The organism is Marinococcus halophilus, from assembly GCF_900166605.1.
GTDB classification, from domain to species: Bacteria; Bacillota; Bacilli; order Bacillales; family Marinococcaceae; genus Marinococcus; species Marinococcus halophilus.
The window spans coordinates 95,610-115,901 of record NZ_FVZD01000005.1 but is presented as its reverse complement, the minus strand read 5'-3'; the positions used below and the strand labels follow the sequence as shown (position 1 = coordinate 115,901).

Below are 20,292 nucleotides of genomic sequence, written 5' to 3'. Positions count from 1 at the left end.
TATATCTATTTTCCGAGACAAAACTGGGCAAACAGCTGGTCAATTAATCCATCATGTACGTTTTCCCCGACAATTTCGCCGAGCTGTTCCCAGGCCCGCGTAATATCAATCTGTACCATATCTACAGGCACTCCCATTTCCACAGCTTCCAAAGCATCATTCACCGAACGTTTGGCCTGATTCAATAACCCGATATGACGGGCATTGGACAAATAATTCATGTCTGCCGCTTCCACCCCTTCATCAAAAAAGAGATGGGCGATCGCTTCTTCAAGACTGTCGATGCCTTCATCATTCAGAAAAGAAGCAGCAATAATCGGCCGGCCAGATGTAAACTCCCGGAGTTCTTCCTCGTCTACTTGCTTGGGGAGATCCGTTTTGTTCATTATAACAATAACATTCATGCCTTGAACTGCCTGAAATAATGCTCGGTCTTCATCAGACAGCGGCTCTGCGCTGTTAATGACAAGAAGGATCAGTTCCGCTTCCTGAAGTACTTGCCGGGAACGCTCTACGCCAATCTTTTCCACAATATCTTCGGTTTCGCGTATACCGGCAGTGTCAATTAAACGAAGAGGCACTCCCCGGACATTCACATATTCTTCGAGCACGTCCCTGGTGGTGCCGGGGACTTCCGTTACAATCGCTTTATTCTCATGCACCAGGTTATTCATTAACGAGGATTTCCCTACGTTCGGGCGGCCGATAATCGCTGTACCAAGCCCTTCACGCATAATTTTTCCCTGTCTTGCCGTTACAAGCAGCTGATCAATCTCTTCGCCGACAAACGCTACATTTTCCTTTAAAACGTTCGTGGTCACGACATCAGCATCAAATTCGGGGTAGTCAATATTCACTTCCACATTGGCTACTGTTTCGAGAAGCTTTTGGCGGAGTTTACGGATGCGTTCGGAAAGCCTTCCCTCCACCTGTTTTAAAGCACTCTGCATGGCACGGTCGGTTTTAGCTCTGATCAGATCCATAACACCTTCTGCCTGGGTGAGATCAATGCGTCCGTTCAAAAACGCCCGTTTCGTAAACTCTCCCGGCTCCGCCAGCCGTGCTCCCTGACTTAATACGTTATTAAGAACCCGGTTGACCGACACCAGCCCGCCGTGGCAATTAATTTCCACAATGTCTTCTCTTGTAAATGTTTTTGGGGCCCTCAGGACAGAAATCATGGATTCTTCAATCACAGAGCCATCTGCCGGGTCAATAATATGTCCGTAATGGATTGTATGAGTTTCCACTTCATGAAGAGATTTTTTGCCTTTATACACATGGTCTGCAATATCAAGCGCTTCGTCTCCGCTCAGGCGGACAATTGCAATAGCCCCTTCCCCGCTCGGAGTGGAAATCGCAGCAATTGTGTCTGTTTCCATTCATCAACCCTCCCTGGGTTTTTCTTCGTCTATTAGACACACGAAAAGGACGACACCTTTTTCGGCATCGCTCGCGTCGTTTTCCTTCTATGCTTCTAACTAAATAGAATATCATATGAAAGCATTTCGCAAAAGACTTTTATCCACATGTGGATAACCTGTGTATAAACGGCTTGCGAACAAAAAACCGCCTGGCAGCCCAGGCGGTGGTTAAATTTATTTTGGATTTTCTTTTGCGGCAGGTGTAATTACCACATGGCGTCTCGGTTCTTTGCCTGTAGAGGTCGTTTCGATATCCGGGTGCCGGTGCAGCGTTTGATGAACAATTTTTCGTTCTGCTGCATCCATGGGCTCGAGCTTAATCGTAATGGCTTCCCGACGAGCTTTCCCGGCCATACGCTCCGCAAACCGCTGCAACGATTCTTTTCGATTTTGACGATAATTTTCAGCATCAAGCACAATATGCTGTTTAGCATTGGCATGCTTGTTGGCGACCGTGTTCGTAAGGTGCTGAAGCGCATCAAGAGTTTTCCCCCGTTTTCCAATTAAAAGACCCAGAGAATTACCTTCGAGCTCCATCGAAATAAGTTTTCTTGAGATTTTTACTTCCACTTCTGCTTCTACGTTCATAGCCTGAACCACATCTTTTAAGTATGCCGCCGCCTCTTCTACAGGATCAACCCGCACGGATACTTCCACGTAAGCCTGCCTCGCTCCAATGCCTAAAAACCCTTTTCGTGGTTCTTCAAGCACCTGGTATTCGATACGGTCTATTGTTGTTCCCCATTCCTGCACAGCTTTATCTAAAGCTTCTTCTATTGTTTTACCGGAAATTTTCATCGATTGATTCACTGTCAGCCCGCCCTCCTGAAGCCTTACGTTTCTTTGTGGCAAAGATTTCATGTACAATCATGTGCAAAAATAATTCAGGTGAGTCAGCCCCTCTAGCACTTTAAATACATTCTCCATCAGCCCGGGAAATTCCTGCTCTTTGTCAGCATTTTACCATGCTGAACAGAACCGGGAGCAGAGGAGTGCCTATTTTTGTGGCTTTGCCTTGCTGGGGGTTAATAGACCAGCCTTTTTAAACACGTGAGTGAGGCTCTTTTTCGTTTCATGGTAATCCATCTCTGCTACTGGTTTTCTGGCTATAACCACTAGGTCATAGCCTCCAGGGATGCGGGGCTCAAGTTCCGATACAGCTTCCCGAAGATAGCGCTTAATCCGGTTGCGCATGACGGCATTTCCCATGCGTTTACTTACTGTCAGCCCTGCACGGTAATGAACCTGATCCTCCTTCTTTAAGGTGTAAAGCACAAACTGCCGGTTGGCAAAGGAAGTCCCGTGCGCAAAAATATAGCTGAATTCGTGATTCTTTTTTAAACGATTATACTTTTTCATTACCCGGTTTTCCCCCTTTTTCCTTTAACAACCGCCGGTATTTTTCTTTCCAGCTGAAGACAGAAAAAAAGACCACTGGATAGAATCCGTGGTCTCTTTTTATGCAGATAATACTTTTCTACCTTTACGACGACGATTTTTCAAAACCTGACGGCCGTTTTTTGTTCCCATTCTCGCACGGAAACCGTGTACCTTTTTACGCTTCCGGTTGTTCGGGGTAAATGTTGGTTTTCCCATAGTGTATCGCACCTCCTCAAGGAGTAATAAACGTTCGAAAACATTCCCGTAAATTATATAGAGAATAAGAAAAACTGTCAACCATCCCCTTGTGAAAACAGGCAGCTGGTTCCTTTGTTTGTACACATCTGATTTAACCGATTGTGTGGATAAACAAAAGCGAACATAAAAAGCACCCACAGCATTATAAACAACTTGTACACATAATCTAGTGTTGTGGATAGTTTCTATACACAAGTTCTTGAGTTTGTGGATAAGCAAATATGTTCCCGTTGTTATTCATCTTTTTATTTGCTATCATTGATTAAGTTTCTGTTAATAACATTTCATACAACAACGTCTTATCCACACGTGTTGATAACTTTGTGGATAATTTTCCACAGCCTCCGGATAATATTATTCACAGCCTTGTGTATTATGTGTATTTCTTTTTTTACATAATTTTATTATTATTGCACAATAATTTTATAACGCATGCAATATGCATTTTCCGCATATTTTACTTATTGGGTTTCTTTCTTTCACCATGATAAGATAGAAGCCTTTTCCGTCTTTCTAAGGATTTAAGTTCCCAGCCAAGCCACTGTATACTGCTAAGCCTGTACGAGAGGAGTGCATCCTTATTGGAAAATATTACTGATTTATGGAACCAGACATTGGAACTAATGCAGGAAAAAGTAAGTAAGCCAAGCTATGAAACATGGTTAAAAGCGACAGAAGCTTCGGATCTTCAAGGAGACACTGTAATTATTGAAGCACCGAATGAATTCGCCCGTGACTGGCTTGAAAGCCGATATACAAACCTGATTACTGACGCTTTAGAAGATATTACCGGATCTGCACTGCAGGTGAAATTTGTCATTCCCCAGGCTGAATCCCCGGTAGAAAACGAACCAGCGCCGCCAAAGGCTGCACCTCCCGCCTCCAGCCAGGACCTTCCAAAGAGCATGCTGAATGATAAATACTCGTTTAACACTTTTGTAATTGGTTCTGGAAATCGTTTTGCCCATGCTGCCTCACTTGCAGTAGCTGAAGCTCCGGCCAAAGCGTATAATCCATTGTTTATTTATGGTGGAGTCGGCCTTGGAAAAACACACTTAATGCATGCTATTGGACACTACGTTATTGACCATAATCCAAATGCCAAAGTCATGTATTTGTCTTCTGAAAAGTTTACCAATGAATTTATTAATGCTATCCGGGACAATAAAGCCGTACATTTTCGAAACAAATACCGGAATGTCGATGTGCTGCTTATCGATGATATTCAGTTTCTAGCTGGAAAAGAGCAGACACAGGAAGAATTTTTCCACACCTTTAACGCTCTTCATGAAGAAAGCAAGCAGATTGTCATTTCAAGCGACCGGCCGCCAAAGGAGATACCAACGCTTGAGGACCGGCTCCGTTCCCGGTTTGAATGGGGGTTGATCACTGATATCACGCCGCCGGACCTGGAAACAAGAATTGCTATTCTGCGCAAAAAAGCAAAAGCAGAAATGCTCGATATTCCAAATGAAGTTATGCTTTATATTGCTAACCAAATTGATACAAACATCCGTGAGCTTGAGGGGGCACTTATCCGCGTCGTCGCTTATTCTTCTTTGATCAACCAGGATATGAATGCTGATCTGGCGGCTGAAGCTTTGAAAGACATTATTCCCACTGCCCAGCCTAAAACGGTTACTATAGAGCATATTCAGGAACGGGTAGCGACGCAGTTTCAAATGCCTGTACCGGAATTAAAGGCGAAAAAACGCACGAAAAGCATTGCTTTTCCGCGCCAGATCGCGATGTACCTCTCCCGCGAAATGACGGATGCCTCTCTTCCAAAAATCGGTGAAGCTTTTGGAGGCAGGGATCATACAACCGTCATTCACGCCCACGAAAAAATATCAAATTTAATGTCTACGGATACGGATCTGCAGAAAACCGTTCAAGGAATCATCGATCAGTTACGCACATAGGTGTGGATAACACCACAACGCTATACACAACTTATTCACACGTGGAAATCCCTGATCTGGCAGTGCAAACCTTATTTATCCACATTACTAACAGGCCCTACTACTATTACTACTTTAAAAACAATATATATAAAGGGAGATGACCTATGCATTTCACCGTTAATCGAGATCAATTTGTGCAACATGTACAAAACGTAAATAAAGCTGTCTCCTCGAGAACGACAATCCCAATACTGACTGGTATCAAGATCGTTGCCGCTGCTGATGGCGTAACATTAACCGGAAGTGATTCCGATATATCGATCGAAACGTTTATTCCGACAGAAGAAAACGATAACCAGTATGTTCAAGTGCACGAGCAGGGAAGCATTGTGCTTCAGGCCCGTTTTTTTGCAGAAATTGTAAAGAAACTCCCGGGCGAGGAAGTTGAAGTTGTTGTACAGGACCAGTTTGCGACTACGATTCGTTCCGGTTCGGTCGTGTTTAACCTGAACGGCCTGGATCCTGAAGAATACCCAAGGCTTCCCCAGCTTGATGATACAAATATGTTTCACCTGCCACAGAGTCTGCTTAAGGATATGATCCGACAGACTGTTTTCGCCGTATCAGCGCAAGAAACCCGGCCAGTGTTGACAGGTGTAAACCTCGAAAGCGAAAACGGGGAGCTGATCTGTACGGCTACAGACAGCCACCGTCTTGCTCTCCGAAAAGCAAATCTTGAAGCAGGTTCGGATGCGCCCGATTTATCTAATATTGTTATCCCGGGTAAAAGTCTAAATGAGTTAAGCCGCCTGCTGAGCGATGATGATTCCACCGTTGAAATTATTATTACGGAAACCCAGGTAATGTTTCGTTTTCCACATCTTCTGTTTTATTCACGACTCCTCGACGGGAAATACCCGGTAACAAAAAATATGATTCCTTCCGAGACCAAAACCGGGGTGGAGTTGTCCACAAAAGAGCTGCTGCAGTCCCTCGACCGGGCACTGCTGCTATCAAGAGAAACAAAAAACAACGTGATCAACTTGAAAACGCTCGGGGACGGACGAGTTGAAATTAACTCCGTTTCATCTGAAATTGGAAAAGTGACGGAAAACATCGATTGTGATAAAATAGATGGAGAAGAACTTCGCATCTCGTTTAACGGAAAAAACATTACAGATGCCCTGAAGGTAATCGACAGCGAAAAAATCCATATTCAATTCACCGGAGCTATGAGCCCATTTGTTGTACGTCCGACAGACCACGATCAAATGCTGCATTTATTCTCACCGGTACGCACGTATTAAAGTTAAACGAGTATACGGCCTTTTGTATAAAACAGGAGGCCGTTTTTCTTATGTTGTGCTGGCAGGGCACGTGAAACGAATAGTGCGATATACTGGCATTTTTCGCTTATTTTTAGTAAAATATAGAGTATGAATGAAATATGTTCGGAAACAGGCAGAAGTAATAATTATGCTTTGAATATCCGGCGTCGGGAGGATCGATATGGGAGAGGCGATTAATATCACAACCGAATATATAACACTCGGCCAGTTCCTCAAAGAAGCTGGAATCATCGATACAGGTGGTATGGCGAAGTGGTTTCTCTCTGAGTTCGCTGTGGAAGTGAATGGGGAAGAAGAAGCCCGCAGGGGAAGAAAGCTGTATCCAGGAGACGTAGTGGAAGTCGAAGAGAACGGAACCTTCACTATCGATACCGGCGAAGGATGACTACAGGCCTGTGTATGTAAAAAATATTCGGCTCAAGCAGTATCGGAACTATGAAGATATTGCTTTGCAAATAGAGAACACTGTAAACGTTATTGTTGGAGAAAATGCCCAGGGAAAAACGAATTTGATGGAAGCTATTCATATGCTTGCTTTTGCGAAGTCCCACCGGACCTCCAAGGATAAGGAGCTAATCGGCTGGAACCACGATTTTGCCCGTATTGAAGCTTTAGTAGAACGAAAGCAGCGGCACGTTGATCTTGAAGTCGTTCTTTCTGCTAAAGGAAAAAAAGTAAAAAAGAACGGCATTGAACAAAAAAAGCTAAGTGAATATATAGGCGCCTGCAACGTCGTCATGTTTGCCCCGGAAGATCTTAACCTTGTAAAAGGCGGGCCGAATATGAGACGGCGTTTTATTGATATGGAGATCGGCCAGATCAGCCCGGTGTATCTGCACGACCTCTCCAAGTATCAGCGCATTCTGAAGCAGCGCAACCAGCTGCTGAAGGGCATGTTTCCCGTGCCCAGCCAAGAGCAGGAATTAACGCTTGAAGTAATTGATGAACAGTACATTGAAGCAGCCGTGAAGGTAATTCAGCGTCGTTACGGCTTCCTGCAGCAGCTTGAGCGATGGGCCTCAGAGATCCATACGCGGATCACACAGAACCGGGAGCGCCTTGAGCTGCGGTACGACCCCTCTGCAAACATTCATGCAGAGATGGAGCCCTCCGTGCTTGCTGAAGAGCTTCGTACAGAGCTAGGCCGACGCAGGGAAAATGAGGTCCGCCGGGGGCTTTCGCTTGCAGGACCGCACCGGGACGAAATGAAGCTCCTAGTCAACGAAAGGGACGTACAAACGTACGGTTCCCAGGGCCAGCAACGAACAGCTGCCCTGTCCCTGAAAATGGCAGAGATAGAACTTATCCGCGCTTATGTAGGAGAGTATCCTATTCTTCTGCTTGATGATGTGCTTTCGGAACTTGATCAGCATCGGCAGTCTCATTTATTGGACGCGATTCAGGGGAAAGTACAAACCTTTGTTACCACGACAAGCATTGAAAGCATCAAGCACGAGACAATCGAGCGGGCAACCGTGTTTACAGCCCGCAAGGGTCAATTGGAAAAACAGTAGGTGGTGAATCACATTGTTTATACATTTAGGCGACGGCACCGTAATACGTTCGAAAGACGTTATTGCGATTTTAGATAGTAACAGCCAGAATTCTTCAAGCATCACACGGCAGTTCCTGCAGGCAGTCGAAAGTGACGACAAAGAACAAATCGCAGATTCTGAAGCAAAATCCGTCGTGGTTACGGAAGAAAAGGTATATTTCTCACCTATTTCTTCTTTAACGCTGAAGCGCAGATCGCAGATTATTTCAGAATATGATGAATATCATGAAGAAATACAGGCAGCTAAAGAAGACTAAGCGTGCAAAAGCATGAAAACGAGCGCAGGTATTTACGGACTACACGCGAGAGTTGATCCCGCAGGAAGCGAAGGTGAACAGATTGTCGATGAACCAAAATTCATACGATGAAAGTCAAATACAGGTACTTGAAGGACTCGAGGCAGTCCGGAAGCGTCCAGGCATGTATATCGGCTCTACAACGTCCAGAGGACTTCACCATTTAGTGTGGGAAATCGTGGATAACAGTATTGATGAGGCCATGGGCGGCTATTGTGATCAGATCTATATTACGGTTGAAGAAGATAACAGCATTACTGTAGAAGATAACGGGCGTGGTGTTCCTGTTGGTATGCACGAAAAAATGGGTCGTCCGGCGGTAGAGGTTATTATGACCGTACTGCACGCCGGCGGTAAATTCGGTGGAGGCGGCTATAAGGTTTCCGGCGGTCTTCACGGCGTTGGGGCCAGCGTAGTAAATGCTCTTTCCGAAACACTTGATATTGAAGTGCACCGTGAAGGCGAAATTTATCAACAGGCTTACCGCCGTGGTATTCCGCAGCATGATCTCGAGAATGTAGGCAAGACAGATAAACGGGGCACAAAGATCCGTTTTAAACCAGATCCGGAGATCTTTGAAGAAACCACCGAATTTGAATACGAAACACTTACGAGCCGTGTACGGGAGCTCGCGTTTCTTAACCGCGGACTCCAAATTACCTGCACCGATAAGCGCACCGAAGAAGAACAGGTGCAGACCTACCATTACGAAGGCGGTATTGCTTCCTTTGTGGAATACCTGAATCGCCAAAAGGACACACTCCACAAAGAGCCGATTTTTCTTGAAGCGAACCGCAACGGCATCCAGGTGGAAGTTGCCATGCAGTACAACAATGGGTACACGAGCAATGTGTATTCGTTTGCCAATAATATTAATACCCACGAAGGCGGAACTCACGAGTCCGGATTCCGGACGGCTCTGACGAGAGTTATTAATGATTATGCCCGCAGAAACAGTCTTTTCAAGGAAAACGACCCTAATTTGATCGGGGACGACGTGCGTGAAGGGCTGGTGGCGATTGTTAGTGTGAAGATTCCCGATCCCCAGTTTGAAGGACAAACAAAAACAAAATTAGGAAACGGGGAAGCCCGGACTATCACAGATTCGTTATTCTCAGAGCATTTCTCGAGATTTATGAGTGAAAATCCGGATACGGCGAGAACAATCGTAGAAAAAGGGTTGATGGCTTCACGTGCCCGCGATGCGGCGAAGAAAGCCAGGGAATTGACCCGGCGTAAAAGCGCCCTTGAGGTCAGTTCGCTGCCGGGGAAACTGGCTGACTGCACCTCAAAGGATGCGGCCAGCAGTGAAGTGTATATCGTGGAGGGCGACTCTGCCGGCGGCTCGGCCAAACAGGGACGGGACCGGCATTTCCAGGCGATCCTGCCGCTGCGCGGAAAAATTTTAAACGTAGAAAAAGCGCGCCTGGATAAAATTCTTGCCAACAACGAGATCAGAACCATAATTACGGCTCTTGGCACAGGTATCGGCAATGAATTTGATATCGAGAAGGCCCGCTATCACCGTATTATTATCATGACAGATGCGGATGTGGACGGGGCCCACATCCGGACGCTTCTGCTGACCTTCTTTTACCGTTACATGCGGCCGTTAATCGAAAGAGGCTATATTTATATCGCCCAGCCGCCTCTGTATAAGGTCCAGCAAGGCAAACACGTCCGCTATCTCTTTTTCGAACGTGAACTTCAGCCGGCCTTAGCAGAGCTTCCGGCACAGCCAAAACCAAATCTTCAGCGCTATAAAGGCCTCGGGGAAATGAACCCGACCCAGCTTTGGGAAACTACTATGGATCCGGAGTCAAGGACGACGATGCAGGTGACGCTTGAAGACGCTATGATGGCGGACGAAGTGTTTGAAACATTGATGGGAGACCAGGTAGAACCCCGCCGTGATTTTATTCAGGAAAACGCACATTACGTCCAGAACCTCGACGTGTAAGAGACGGCATCAAGGTGACACAAAGAAACCCCCGCGAAAGATTTAAGCGGGGGTTTCTATCGAATATAGCAACAATAGGCATTTAAGCCTGATGGAATAGAAAGTAGGAGGTTACTGCAATGGCAGAAAACGAATCCAGAGTCACGGAGATCGGTATTGGCGAAGAGATGCGCACCTCGTTTTTGGACTACGCGATGAGCGTTATCGTCAGCCGTGCTCTTCCGGACGTTCGTGACGGAATGAAGCCGGTGCACCGGCGTATTTTATTTGCAATGAGCGAACTTGGCATGACCCCGGACAAACCGTTCCGGAAGTCAGCCCGTATCGTTGGTGATGTTATCGGTAAATACCATCCACACGGCGACTCTGCAGTTTATGAAACAATGGTGCGGATGGCACAGGATTTCAGCTACCGCCACCCAATTGTTAACGGTCACGGGAATTTTGGTTCCGTAGACGGGGACGGCGCAGCAGCGATGCGTTACACTGAAGCGAAAATGTCCAAAATATCGCTTGAAATGGTCCGCGATATTAACAAAGACACCATTGACTACCAGGAAAACTATGATGGCAACGAACGGGAGCCTGTGGTGCTGCCGGCCCGCTTTCCGAATCTGCTTGTTAATGGAACCTCCGGAATTGCGGTAGGAATGGCTACCAATATTCCACCGCACCGGCTGGAGGAAGTCATTGACGGAGTGCTCGCCCTGAGTGAAAACCCTGATATTACGGTAGAAGAGCTGATGGAATACATTCCCGGGCCTGACTTCCCGACAGCTGCTTCCATTTTAGGACGCTCCGGTATCCGGAAAGCCTATCAAACGGGTAAAGGTTCAATTATTATCCGCTCGCATGCTTACATTGAGGAAGATAAAAGAGGCAAGGAAACCATTATCGTAGATGAACTGCCGTACCAGGTGAATAAAGCCCGGCTGGTAGAGCGTATTGCAGAGCTGGTGCGCGAGAAAAAAATCGACGGCATTACTGATCTGCGCGACGAATCAGACCGTAACGGCATGAGGATCGTCGTGGAAGTACGAAGAGATGCCAACGCCAACGTCATTTTAAATAACTTATACAAGCAAACGGCCCTGCAGACGAGCTTTGGCATTAACATGCTTGCTCTCGTTAACGGCCAGCCGAAAGTGCTGGATCTTAAAGAATGCCTGTACCACTATCTTGAACATCAAAAAGTAGTGATTCAGCGCCGCACTGCTTTTGAACTCCGAAAGGCAGAAGCCCGGGCTCATATTGTGGAAGGCCTGCGGGTAGCGCTTGATCATCTTGATGCAGTGATTGAGTTGATCCGGGAATCAGATACGACGGAGATTGCAAGAAACGGCCTGATGGAAAACTACGATTTGAGTGAAGATCAGGCGCAGGCCATCCTCGACATGCGTCTGCAGCGTTTAACAGGCCTCGAGAGAGATAAAATTGAGCAGGAGTACCGGGAGCTCATGGAGCGGATCCGCGAGCTGAAAGACATTTTAGCCAACGAAGAGCGGGTGCTTGAAATTATCCGGGAAGAGCTTACCGAGGTGAAGGAAAAATTCGGGGACGACCGCCGGACCCGCCTGGAAGCCGGAGAGAACTCCATCGAAGATGAGGACCTTATTCCGCGCCAAGACGTAGTAGTCACCATTTCGCACCAGGGCTATATTAAGCGTATGCCGATTGATACGTACCGGAGCCAGCGCCGGGGTGGCCGGGGCGTACAAGGAATGGGCACGAACGAGGATGACTTCGTAGAGCATCTGCTTACGACTAATTCTCACCAGACGATTTTATTCTTTACCAACAAAGGGAAAGTGTATCGCCTGAAAGCATATGAAATTCCTGAATTAAGCCGTACGGCTAAAGGAATTCCATTAATCAACCTGCTTCAGATTGATAAAGGGGAGTACATCAGTACCGTCATTCCAATCGAGGAGTTCTCGGAAAATGCTTACCTTTTCTTCCTAACGAAAAAAGGGATTTCGAAAAGAACCGTTCTTTCTGCGTTTTCGAAGATCCGCAAAGGCGGCCTGTTCGCTATTAATGTCCGGGAAGACGATGAGCTTCACGGTGTGCGTCTCACTTCCGGGGACGATTCCTTAATTATCGGTACCAAACAAGGAATGTCTATTCACTTTGAGGAAGAGGATGTACGCTCGATGGGACGGACTGCTTCCGGTGTTAAAGCAATCTCGCTTCGAAATGGCGACGAAGTAGTGGGTATGGACATTGCACAGGAAAATGAAATGATCTTAATGGTAACGAACAAAGGATATGGAAAGCTCACATCACTTGAAGAATTCAGTAAACAAAACCGCGGCGGCAAAGGGCTAAAAGCCATTAAACTTACGAGCCGTACCGGTGAACTTGCAGCGATGCGTTCCGTACCGGTAGATATCGACCTGATGGTTATGACTATCCAGGGAATAGTTATCCGCATGCATGTTGGCGACGTTTCCAGGCTCGGCCGGTACGCCCAGGGCGTGCGTCTCATCCGCCTTGATAAAGGGGAAGCTGTTTCTACAGTAGCGCCTGTAATCGAACACGAAGTGAACGAAGAAGAAAACGTGGCAGCAGAATCCGAAGAAGAATAGTGTAACTCCCGGCCGTATGCTGAACGGCCGGGTATTTTTTTATGGAAGCTTGTTCTAAAATTATCCAATCAAAATAGTGAAAATAATGGAATTTTTCAAGGAAAATAGTACAATGAAAGTACTATATCAGAAGAAGTGGAGGAGGCTCCATGCGGATACATATTAATCAGGCAGTACCCGGATGCGTACTGGTGAACGATGTTTTTGCAGTGAACGAAACGCCGGTGGTTAGAAAACAAACAGCATTAACAGAACAGTTGGTTGAAATTATCAAACAGTTTCTTATAGAGTACATTGAGGTAAAGCCGGTGCTCGTTAACGGCGACCCTTTTTCACCAGTCAAAGAGGCTGAGGTAAACAGCAGGCATCAACAGCCGGAATTTGAAGATATATATGATACAGCGGTAGAAGCCCATGAAGCTATGTGGCGCTCTTGGAAAGCCGGGGGAGCCATTGAGATGACAAAAGCCCGGGCGGTCCTTGCTCCTCTGCTCGAAAGTCTTGAAGAACATGCCTCCAGCGTTTTTACGAGCTATCAGTTTATAGATCAGGAAAAGTACGATAGCCATCACGCAATCGCAGTGGCTCTGCTAGCTGCCTTTCTGGCCAAAAAGCATGGCTGCAGCCGAAAGGAATGGGTCGGCGCAGCACTGGCCGGGCTCTTGTGTGACGCTTCCCTGGCCAGAAATTCCGCGTCGGGACAATCGGAAGCAGATAAGCATCCGATTCAGAGCTACCAGATGGCAAAGGCTGCCGGGACGGTCAGTGATGAAGTATTGCTTGCGATTCTGCAGCACCATGAACGAGAAGACGGGAGCGGCTATCCGCTCAAAATGAAAAGCGGCAAAATATATGTACTGAGCAGCCTTGTTGCAGCGGCGGATATGTATCACGCCATGGCAGGCGAGAGGCTGAACAGCGAAGGAAAATCGGCGTTTCATGTGATGCAGGAGCTGGCAGTCCATTCGTTTGGAAAACTGCCTCCCGCCGTAATAGAAACGTTAACAGAGCAGTTCATAACTGTAATGACTGGAAAGAAGGTGCAGCTTGCCGACGGCAGAACGGCCTCCATTGTGCATTTGGACCGCCGGGAGATAGAATATCCGCTGGTTCAGCTTGATAAGGACAAAGAGGTCGTTCAACTAAATGAAACATTAGCCATACACCATGTTCTCTAGCATGGTGTATTATGTATGAAGTAAAAACAGTGAAATCCTTTACATAAATATTAGCAGTTATTTATAAATTTTCGGAAAAATAAAACATATTCCTTTTGCTTCTGAGACTGGCTGAAACGTGATAAGATATTAGAAATAAATAAGTTACAGACCTCAGGATAGTGAAAAATCCTGTAAAATTACCCATTTTGAAGGAGGAAGATTCGTGCGAGCAGACAAGTTTTCCCAAGAAGGGCTAACGTTTGATGACGTTTTATTGTTACCGGCAAGATCTGATATTCATCCAAGGGATGTATCAGTACGCACCTCGTTAACCGACAAGCTTCCTTTGAATATTCCTGTCGTAAGTGCTGGAATGGACACAGTGACGGAAGCAGACATGGCAATTGCGATGGCACGGGCTGGCGGTCTTGGCATTGTGCATAAAAATATGTCCATCGAAGCACAGGCAGAGATGGTGGACCAGGTGAAACGTTCAGAAAGCGGCGTTATCACGAACCCTTTCTTTCTCCATCCGGACCATCAGGTGTTCGACGCCGAGCATCTAATGGGGAAATACCGCATTTCGGGCGTTCCTATCGTTGATGAGGAGCAAAAGCTGGTGGGGATTATCACCAACCGCGACCTTCGTTTTATCGAAGACTATTCGATTGGAATTAAAGAAGTAATGACCGCCAATAACCTTATTACAGCCCCGGTTGGCACTACGCTGGAAGAAGCAGAAGATGTGCTACAGAAACACAGAATTGAAAAGCTTCCGCTTGTAGAAAAGGACGGTACGTTAAAAGGGCTCATTACAATTAAAGACATCGAGAAAGTCATCGAATTCCCTCATTCGGCAAAAGACGCCCAGGGAAGGCTGCTCGTTGGGGGAGCTGTCGGTGTGAGCGCCGATACAGACAAACGTGTGGAAGCTCTGGTCAAAGCAGAAGCCGATGCGATTGTTATTGATACTGCCCACGGCCATTCTAAAGGAGTGCTTGATAAAATTGCAGAAATCCGGAACAGCTATCCGGAGGTAGTACTGATAGCTGGCAATGTGGCTACAGCTGAAGGCACAAGGGATTTAATCGAGGCAGGAGCCGACGTTGTAAAAGTCGGTATAGGCCCGGGATCGATATGTACGACCCGCGTGGTAGCGGGCGTCGGAGTTCCACAGATTACTGCTGTATATGAGTGTGCAGAAGAAGCGGACAAGCATAACGTTCCAATTATCGCCGACGGCGGAATTAAATATTCCGGCGACATTGTTAAAGCTCTGGCTTCCGGCGCTCATGCAGTAATGCTCGGCAGCTTGCTTGCAGGAGTAACAGAAAGCCCGGGAGAGCGTGAAATTTATCAGGGCCGGCAGTTTAAAGTTTACCGCGGCATGGGTTCGATGAGTGCCATGGAACAGGGAAGCAAGGACCGCTATTTCCAGGAAAACAGCCAAAAGCTTGTTCCGGAAGGCATCGAAGGCCGTATTCCTTACAAAGGGCCGCTGAAGGATACCATCCATCAGCTGCTTGGCGGTTTAAGAGCCGGTATGGGCTACTGCGGTACCCCGACGGTCTCCTCCCTGCGTGAAGATGCCCGTTTCGTACGAATTACCAACGCCGGGCTGCGTGAAAGCCATCCTCATGACGTACAGATTACGAAAGAAGCGCCAAACTACTCTTAATAATAATGGAAGACGGAAGCCGCCAGCTTTCGTCTTTTTTTGTATCTGCGCATATTTCCCGGGAAATATTGTTGCCCGGCCGGTTCTGGAAGGCTTTATAAAAGGAACAATGGCAGATATGTTTTAAAGTGAGGCTGTGGTAAAATATGCGATAGCTATACACCACGGAGGTGCAGAGATTGAAGAGAAATAAGCTGAAAACAGCAGGGGTCTCCTGCGTAGCGGCTGCAGTCATCTGGACGTTTGGCAGTATGCCAGTTCAAGCGGCAGAGCCTGATATAGAAGCAAGCGCTTCGATTATGATAGATGCAGACACAGGGCAGATAGTGTATGAAGATAATACAGAAGAGCTGCTTTCTGCGGCCAGCATGTCCAAAATGATGACAGAATACATAGTAAACAAAGCAGTTGAAGAGGGCGATATCAGCTGGAATGATGAAGTGGCAATCAGCGAGAAAGTCCGTGAACTTTCTCTTCAAACCAATTTATCAAATGTGCCTCTTCGTCAGGATGAGACCTATACGGTCAAAGAACTTTACGAGGCTATGGCCATTTATTCTGCGAACGGGGCAACCATTGCTTTGGCAGAACATATTGAGGGCAATGAGGCAGCTTTTGCCGACCGGATGAATCAACAGGCCGAGGAGCTTGGCATGGAGAAGTATGAATTCGTAAACGCGACCGGGCTGAATAATTCTACAATGATGGGGTATGCACCGGAAGGAAGCGGTAAGAGCGCAGAAAACATGATGTCAGCCAACGATACGGCCTTGTTGGCTTACCATCTGTTGGATGAATATCCGGAAGTGCTGGACGTGGCAGGCGTGCCGAAAAAAACATTCAACGAAGATTCGGAAGAATCAATCGAGATGATTAACTGGAATAAAATGCTTCCAGGTCTCCAACAGGAGTACGAAGGAGTGGACGGGCTGAAAACAGGCACAACTGACTTGGCCGGAAATGCTTTTACCGGGACGATCGAACAGGACGGAAACAGATATATATCAGTTGTGATGAATGCAAAAACAAAAATGTCACGTTTTACAGAAACGGCTAAACTGTACGATTATGCTGATCGGGAACTTGAAAGCCAAACGCTGGTGGAAAAAGGAGCAGAAATCGGCAGGGACTCCTCTATTGAAGTAGAAAATGGCCAGGAAGAAAACATACAAGTAGCAGCAGGAGAAGCACTGGAGCTGATTTCTTCAGAGAATAAAGAGCCCGAATATGAGATTGCTGTATCTAAAAATGAAGCCCCAATCGAAAAAGGCGAAGAAGTGGGCACAGTAGTTGTTACAAACAGTGAAGCCTCTTATATACAGGGCAGAGCCAACCGTACCGAAGTACCTCTGGTAGCGGCAGAAGCCGTGGAGAAGCGCGGATGGTTTGGTAACATGGTGCAGAACATTGGCAATCTGTTCAGCGGTTTATAGAACAGAGCCACTGATGAATAAAAGCTTTCTTGAAGGCTTTTTTGGCTTAAAACAAGATGCTTTATCCAGATATAGTATAGTGTTACAATAGGACTACTGAGCGTTATTATTACACCACAAAAAATGGTGGTAAAAGATAGAATATTGGAGCTGGAGGGCTGGAATATGGCAGAGAGAGGAACAGATCGGATTAAAAGAGGCATGGCTGAGATGCAAAAAGGCGGCGTTATTATGGACGTCGTCAACGGAGAACAGGCGAAAATCGCCGAGGAGGCAGGAGCCGTAGCTGTAATGGCCCTTGAACGGGTGCCTTCAGACATTCGGGCTGCTGGCGGCGTAGCGCGCATGGCAGATCCTACAATCGTTCAGGAGGTCATGGAGGCTGTATCGATCCCGGTAATGGCAAAAGCCCGTATCGGCCACATCGTCGAAGCACGTGTGCTCGAATCGCTGGGTGCTGATTACATTGATGAAAGCGAAGTCCTCACCCCGGCAGACGATGTGTACCACATGGATAAAACAGAATATACAGTCCCATTTGTCTGTGGAGCCCGTGATCTTGGAGAAGCGGCCCGCCGTATTGGTGAAGGAGCTTCCATGCTTCGTACAAAAGGGGAGCCGGGCACCGGTAACATTGTGGAAGCAGTACGCCACATGCGTTTGATTCAGTCTCAAATCCGCAAAGTAATCGGCCTGTCGAAAGACGAATTAATGACAGAAGCGAAAAACCTTGGTGCCCCGTACGAACTGCTGCTTCAAATCCGTGAAGAGGGCCGCCTGCCGGTGGTTAACTTTGCTGCAGGCGGAATAGCGACGCCAGCCGACGCCGCTTTAATGATGCAGCTGGGCGCTGACGGTGTATTTGTGGGCTCCGGTATTTTCAAATCCGAATATCCGGATAAATTTGCCCGGGCTATTGTTGAGGCGACAACACACTATGAAGATTACGAACTGATTGCTAAGCTGTCCAAAGGGCTGGGTACTGCAATGACCGGGATGGATATTTCCCAGCTCGAAGGCTTTGACCGCATGCAGGACCGCAGCCAGTAATATAATACAGGGGGTTTTTACTCATGATGAAAATCGGCGTTTTAGCTCTTCAAGGCGCTGTTCGTGAACATGTTAAAGGTTTAGAGGCCCCTGATACGGAAGTTATTATCGTAAAACGGCCGGAACAGCTTGAAGAAATTGATGGGCTGGTATTTCCGGGAGGCGAAAGCACGACGATGCGGCGTCTGGTGGAAAAATATCAATTTTTTGAGCCGCTGCAGGCGTTCGCCAAAGCAGGGAAGCCAGTGTTTGGCACGTGCGCCGGCCTGATTTTGATGGCGACCGACGTGGTGGGCGAGCCGGGAGGCCATCTTGAACTGATGGATATGACGGTTCAGCGTAATGCATTCGGACGCCAGCGGGAAAGCTTCGAAACCAGGCTTTCCATTCGCGGAGTCGCAGACGATGCCGAAGCAGTATTTATCCGGGCTCCACTGATTACGGAAGTTGGACAAAACGTCGAAGTGCTCGCAGAGTATAACGATGAAATCGTAGTAGCTCGGCAGGATCATCTGCTTTCCTGTTCTTTTCATCCGGAGCTGACGAACGACCGCAGATTTCACCAGTATTTCGTACAAATGGTACGGGAAGCGCAAGCGGCAGTGAATGTGTAAATACAATCGCGTTGATGGACAATAGTACTTCTGCATTTTTTCTTCAGAGAGTCGGTGGCTGGTGTGAACCGATGAAAATGCAGGGGGAATCCCGTCCGGAGTAAAACGGTGAACATCAGTAGCCGTTTTCGGCTTGTCCCCGTTAACGGATGAAAGAAAAGCCGGCAGTGACGTTTACTGCAACGAGGGTGGCAACGCGGGAAATTAAAGTCTCGTCCCTGATTCACAGGGGCGGGGCTTTTTTATAATATATAAAATAGATAACTATACAAGGAGGAAACACACTTATGCTTGACCCTAAACGATTGCGAAATGATTTTGATGCAGTGAAAGCCCAGCTTTCGAAACGAAATGAAGACATTAGCGAATTAGATTCTTTTGAAGCGCTCGACCGGGAACGCCGGGAACTGATCCAGGAAACAGAAGAGTTGAAGCAGCGACGTAACACTGTATCTGATGAAATCGCAGCTAAAAAGAAAAACAAAGAAGACACCGATGAACTTATTACGGAAATGCGGGACGTATCAGGCAGGGTTAAAAAGCTGGACGAACAGCTACGTGAAAAGGATGAACGTCTGCAGCAGATTCTGCTTTCCATTCCAAATGTTCCACATGAAACAGTACCGGTCGGAGAGGATGAATCAGATAACGAAGAAGTTAGAGCCTGGGGAGAGCCGCCGGTGTTCGATTTTGCACTGAAGCCGCACTGGGATATCGGCGTCGATTTAGACATGCTTGATGCCGAACGGGCTGCAAAAGTAACCGGAAGCCGGTTTATGTTTTATAAGGGCGCCGGAGCCCGCCTTGAGCGGGCGCTGATTCAGTTTATGATGGACCTGCACAGCGATGAACACGGCTATGAAGAATTGATCCCTCCGTACATGGTCAATCGAAGCAGCATGACCGGCACCGGCCAGCTGCCGAAATTCGAGGAAGACGCTTTTCAGATCCAGGAAGAGGATTATTTCCTTGTACCAACAGCAGAAGTGCCTGTTACCAACATGCACCGCGAAGAAATTCTTGCAGGTAAAGAACTGCCAAAAGCCTATACGGCGTTCAGTGCGTGCTTCCGTTCTGAGGCAGGCTCTGCGGGACGTGATACCCGCGGCCTGATCCGCCAGCACCAGTTTAATAAAGTGGAGCTTGTACGCTTTACAACACCAGATGAGTCGTATAAAGAGCTTGAAACATTGACCGGTCATGCTGAAAAAGTGCTTCAGCTGCTTGAGCTGCCATACCGTGTGATGAACATGTGCACTGGAGATTTAGGTTTTACGGCCGCGAAAAAATACGATATCGAAGTATGGCTCCCAAGCTACGAAGATTACAAAGAAATTTCTTCCTGCAGTAATTTTGAGGACTTTCAAGCCCGGCGCGCCAATATTCGTTTCAAACGGGACCGCGGGGCGAAAACAGAATTCGTGCATACGCTAAACGGTTCTGGGCTCGCCCTTGGACGTACAGTGGCGGCAATTATGGAAAACCATCAGCAGGAAGACGGTAGCATCAAGATTCCTGAAGTGCTGCGTGGATATATGGGCAATAAAGCATACATTACAGCGAAATAGGCAGATTTTAAAAAACTCTGGACGCTTTAGGCGGCCAGAGTTTTTCATAGTTATGCAAAATAACTTCAAAGAAGC

General features: G+C 47.1%; 17 protein-coding genes and 1 other annotated feature. Of the genes, 13 read left to right on the top strand and 4 right to left on the bottom strand.

The genetic code is table 11. The features are described 5' to 3' along the window. Positions 1-5: 5 nt before the first annotated feature. The 4 genes from mnmE to rpmH form a co-directional block, all read right to left on the bottom strand. A complete protein-coding gene (mnmE, locus tag B5066_RS02955) occupies positions 6-1,382 on the bottom strand; it encodes a tRNA uridine-5-carboxymethylaminomethyl(34) synthesis GTPase MnmE (RefSeq protein WP_079474473.1) in 1,377 nt (458 codons plus the stop codon). A gap of 216 nt (positions 1,383-1,598) precedes the next feature. Continuing rightward, positions 1,599-2,234, bottom strand: a complete 636-nt coding sequence (gene jag, locus B5066_RS02950) for an RNA-binding cell elongation regulator Jag/EloR (protein WP_244897336.1) — start codon at positions 2,232-2,234, stop codon at positions 1,599-1,601. Between the two features lie 186 nt (positions 2,235-2,420). Then, positions 2,421-2,783 carry a ribonuclease P protein component gene (gene rnpA / locus B5066_RS02945; RefSeq protein WP_079474471.1) on the bottom strand — a complete coding sequence of 121 codons (363 nt, stop codon included), beginning with the start codon at positions 2,781-2,783 and terminating at the stop codon, positions 2,421-2,423. 99 nt (positions 2,784-2,882) lie between these two features. Then, positions 2,883-3,020 (bottom strand): 50S ribosomal protein L34, encoded by a 138-nt coding sequence (gene rpmH, locus B5066_RS02940; RefSeq protein ID WP_079474470.1) that lies wholly within the window; start codon positions 3,018-3,020, stop codon positions 2,883-2,885. Positions 3,021-3,643: 623 nt separating this feature from the next. Here rpmH and dnaA point away from each other — a divergent pair. The 13 genes from dnaA to serS all read left to right on the top strand — a co-directional run bounded on the left by dnaA (position 3,644) and on the right by serS (position 20,217). Further along, positions 3,644-4,984 (top strand): chromosomal replication initiator protein DnaA, encoded by a 1,341-nt coding sequence (dnaA, locus tag B5066_RS02935; protein ID WP_079474469.1) that lies wholly within the window; start codon positions 3,644-3,646, stop codon positions 4,982-4,984. Between the two features lie 146 nt (positions 4,985-5,130). Then, the gene (dnaN, locus tag B5066_RS02930; protein WP_079474468.1) at positions 5,131-6,273 is read left to right on the top strand and encodes a DNA polymerase III subunit beta; all 1,143 of its coding nucleotides are present in this window, start codon (positions 5,131-5,133) and stop codon (positions 6,271-6,273) included. Positions 6,274-6,475: 202 nt separating this feature from the next. Then, positions 6,476-6,700, top strand: a complete 225-nt coding sequence (yaaA, locus tag B5066_RS02925) for a S4 domain-containing protein YaaA (protein WP_079474467.1) — start codon at positions 6,476-6,478, stop codon at positions 6,698-6,700. A 10-nt stretch (positions 6,701-6,710) separates the two neighbouring features. Continuing rightward, positions 6,711-7,829: a DNA replication/repair protein RecF gene (gene recF, locus B5066_RS02920; RefSeq protein WP_079474466.1), complete on the top strand. Its 1,119-nt coding sequence runs from the start codon at positions 6,711-6,713 to the stop codon at positions 7,827-7,829. 13 nt (positions 7,830-7,842) lie between these two features. Continuing rightward, positions 7,843-8,127: an extracellular matrix regulator RemB gene (remB, locus tag B5066_RS02915; protein ID WP_079474465.1), complete on the top strand. Its 285-nt coding sequence runs from the start codon at positions 7,843-7,845 to the stop codon at positions 8,125-8,127. A gap of 82 nt (positions 8,128-8,209) precedes the next feature. After that, positions 8,210-10,126: a DNA topoisomerase (ATP-hydrolyzing) subunit B gene (gyrB, locus tag B5066_RS02910; RefSeq protein ID WP_079475044.1), complete on the top strand. Its 1,917-nt coding sequence runs from the start codon at positions 8,210-8,212 to the stop codon at positions 10,124-10,126. Between the two features lie 119 nt (positions 10,127-10,245). Continuing rightward, positions 10,246-12,714: a DNA gyrase subunit A gene (gene gyrA / locus B5066_RS02905; protein WP_079474464.1), complete on the top strand. Its 2,469-nt coding sequence runs from the start codon at positions 10,246-10,248 to the stop codon at positions 12,712-12,714. Between the two features lie 149 nt (positions 12,715-12,863). After that, complete coding sequence (locus B5066_RS02900; protein WP_079474463.1) at positions 12,864-13,892, top strand: HD-GYP domain-containing protein; 1,029 nt, start codon at positions 12,864-12,866, stop codon at positions 13,890-13,892. A gap of 205 nt (positions 13,893-14,097) precedes the next feature. Beyond that, positions 14,098-15,552, top strand: a complete 1,455-nt coding sequence (gene guaB / locus B5066_RS02895; RefSeq protein ID WP_079474462.1) for an IMP dehydrogenase — start codon at positions 14,098-14,100, stop codon at positions 15,550-15,552. Positions 15,553-15,731: 179 nt separating this feature from the next. Continuing rightward, complete coding sequence (locus tag B5066_RS02890; protein WP_079474461.1) at positions 15,732-16,985, top strand: D-alanyl-D-alanine carboxypeptidase family protein; 1,254 nt, start codon at positions 15,732-15,734, stop codon at positions 16,983-16,985. Positions 16,986-17,150: 165 nt separating this feature from the next. Continuing rightward, the gene (gene pdxS, locus B5066_RS02885; RefSeq protein WP_079474460.1) at positions 17,151-18,035 is read left to right on the top strand and encodes a pyridoxal 5'-phosphate synthase lyase subunit PdxS; all 885 of its coding nucleotides are present in this window, start codon (positions 17,151-17,153) and stop codon (positions 18,033-18,035) included. A 23-nt stretch (positions 18,036-18,058) separates the two neighbouring features. After that, a complete protein-coding gene (gene pdxT / locus B5066_RS02880; protein WP_079474459.1) occupies positions 18,059-18,649 on the top strand; it encodes a pyridoxal 5'-phosphate synthase glutaminase subunit PdxT in 591 nt (196 codons plus the stop codon). Between the two features lie 2 nt (positions 18,650-18,651). Continuing rightward, positions 18,652-18,872: a binding site (T-box leader), on the top strand. A 64-nt stretch (positions 18,873-18,936) separates the two neighbouring features. Beyond that, positions 18,937-20,217, top strand: a complete 1,281-nt coding sequence (gene serS / locus B5066_RS02875) for a serine--tRNA ligase (RefSeq protein WP_079474458.1) — start codon at positions 18,937-18,939, stop codon at positions 20,215-20,217. Positions 20,218-20,292: the final 75 nt, after the last annotated feature.

What these genes read in the sequence shown, in the direction of transcription:
- mnmE (WP_079474473.1), bottom strand. Translation starts at nt 1,382, where the DNA reads ATGGAAACAGACACAATTGCTGCGATTTCCACTCCGAGCGGGGAAGGG.
- rnpA (WP_079474471.1), bottom strand. Translation starts at nt 2,783, where the DNA reads ATGAAAAAGTATAATCGTTTAAAAAAGAATCACGAATTCAGCTATATT.
- rpmH (WP_079474470.1), bottom strand. Translation starts at nt 3,020, where the DNA reads ATGGGAAAACCAACATTTACCCCGAACAACCGGAAGCGTAAAAAGGTA.
- dnaN (WP_079474468.1), top strand. Translation starts at nt 5,131, where the DNA reads ATGCATTTCACCGTTAATCGAGATCAATTTGTGCAACATGTACAAAAC.
- yaaA (WP_079474467.1), top strand. Translation starts at nt 6,476, where the DNA reads ATGGGAGAGGCGATTAATATCACAACCGAATATATAACACTCGGCCAG.
- gyrA (WP_079474464.1), top strand. Translation starts at nt 10,246, where the DNA reads ATGGCAGAAAACGAATCCAGAGTCACGGAGATCGGTATTGGCGAAGAG.
- B5066_RS02900 (WP_079474463.1), top strand. Translation starts at nt 12,864, where the DNA reads ATGCGGATACATATTAATCAGGCAGTACCCGGATGCGTACTGGTGAAC.
- pdxS (WP_079474460.1), top strand. Translation starts at nt 17,151, where the DNA reads ATGGCAGAGAGAGGAACAGATCGGATTAAAAGAGGCATGGCTGAGATG.
- pdxT (WP_079474459.1), top strand. Translation starts at nt 18,059, where the DNA reads ATGATGAAAATCGGCGTTTTAGCTCTTCAAGGCGCTGTTCGTGAACAT.
- serS (WP_079474458.1), top strand. Translation starts at nt 18,937, where the DNA reads ATGCTTGACCCTAAACGATTGCGAAATGATTTTGATGCAGTGAAAGCC.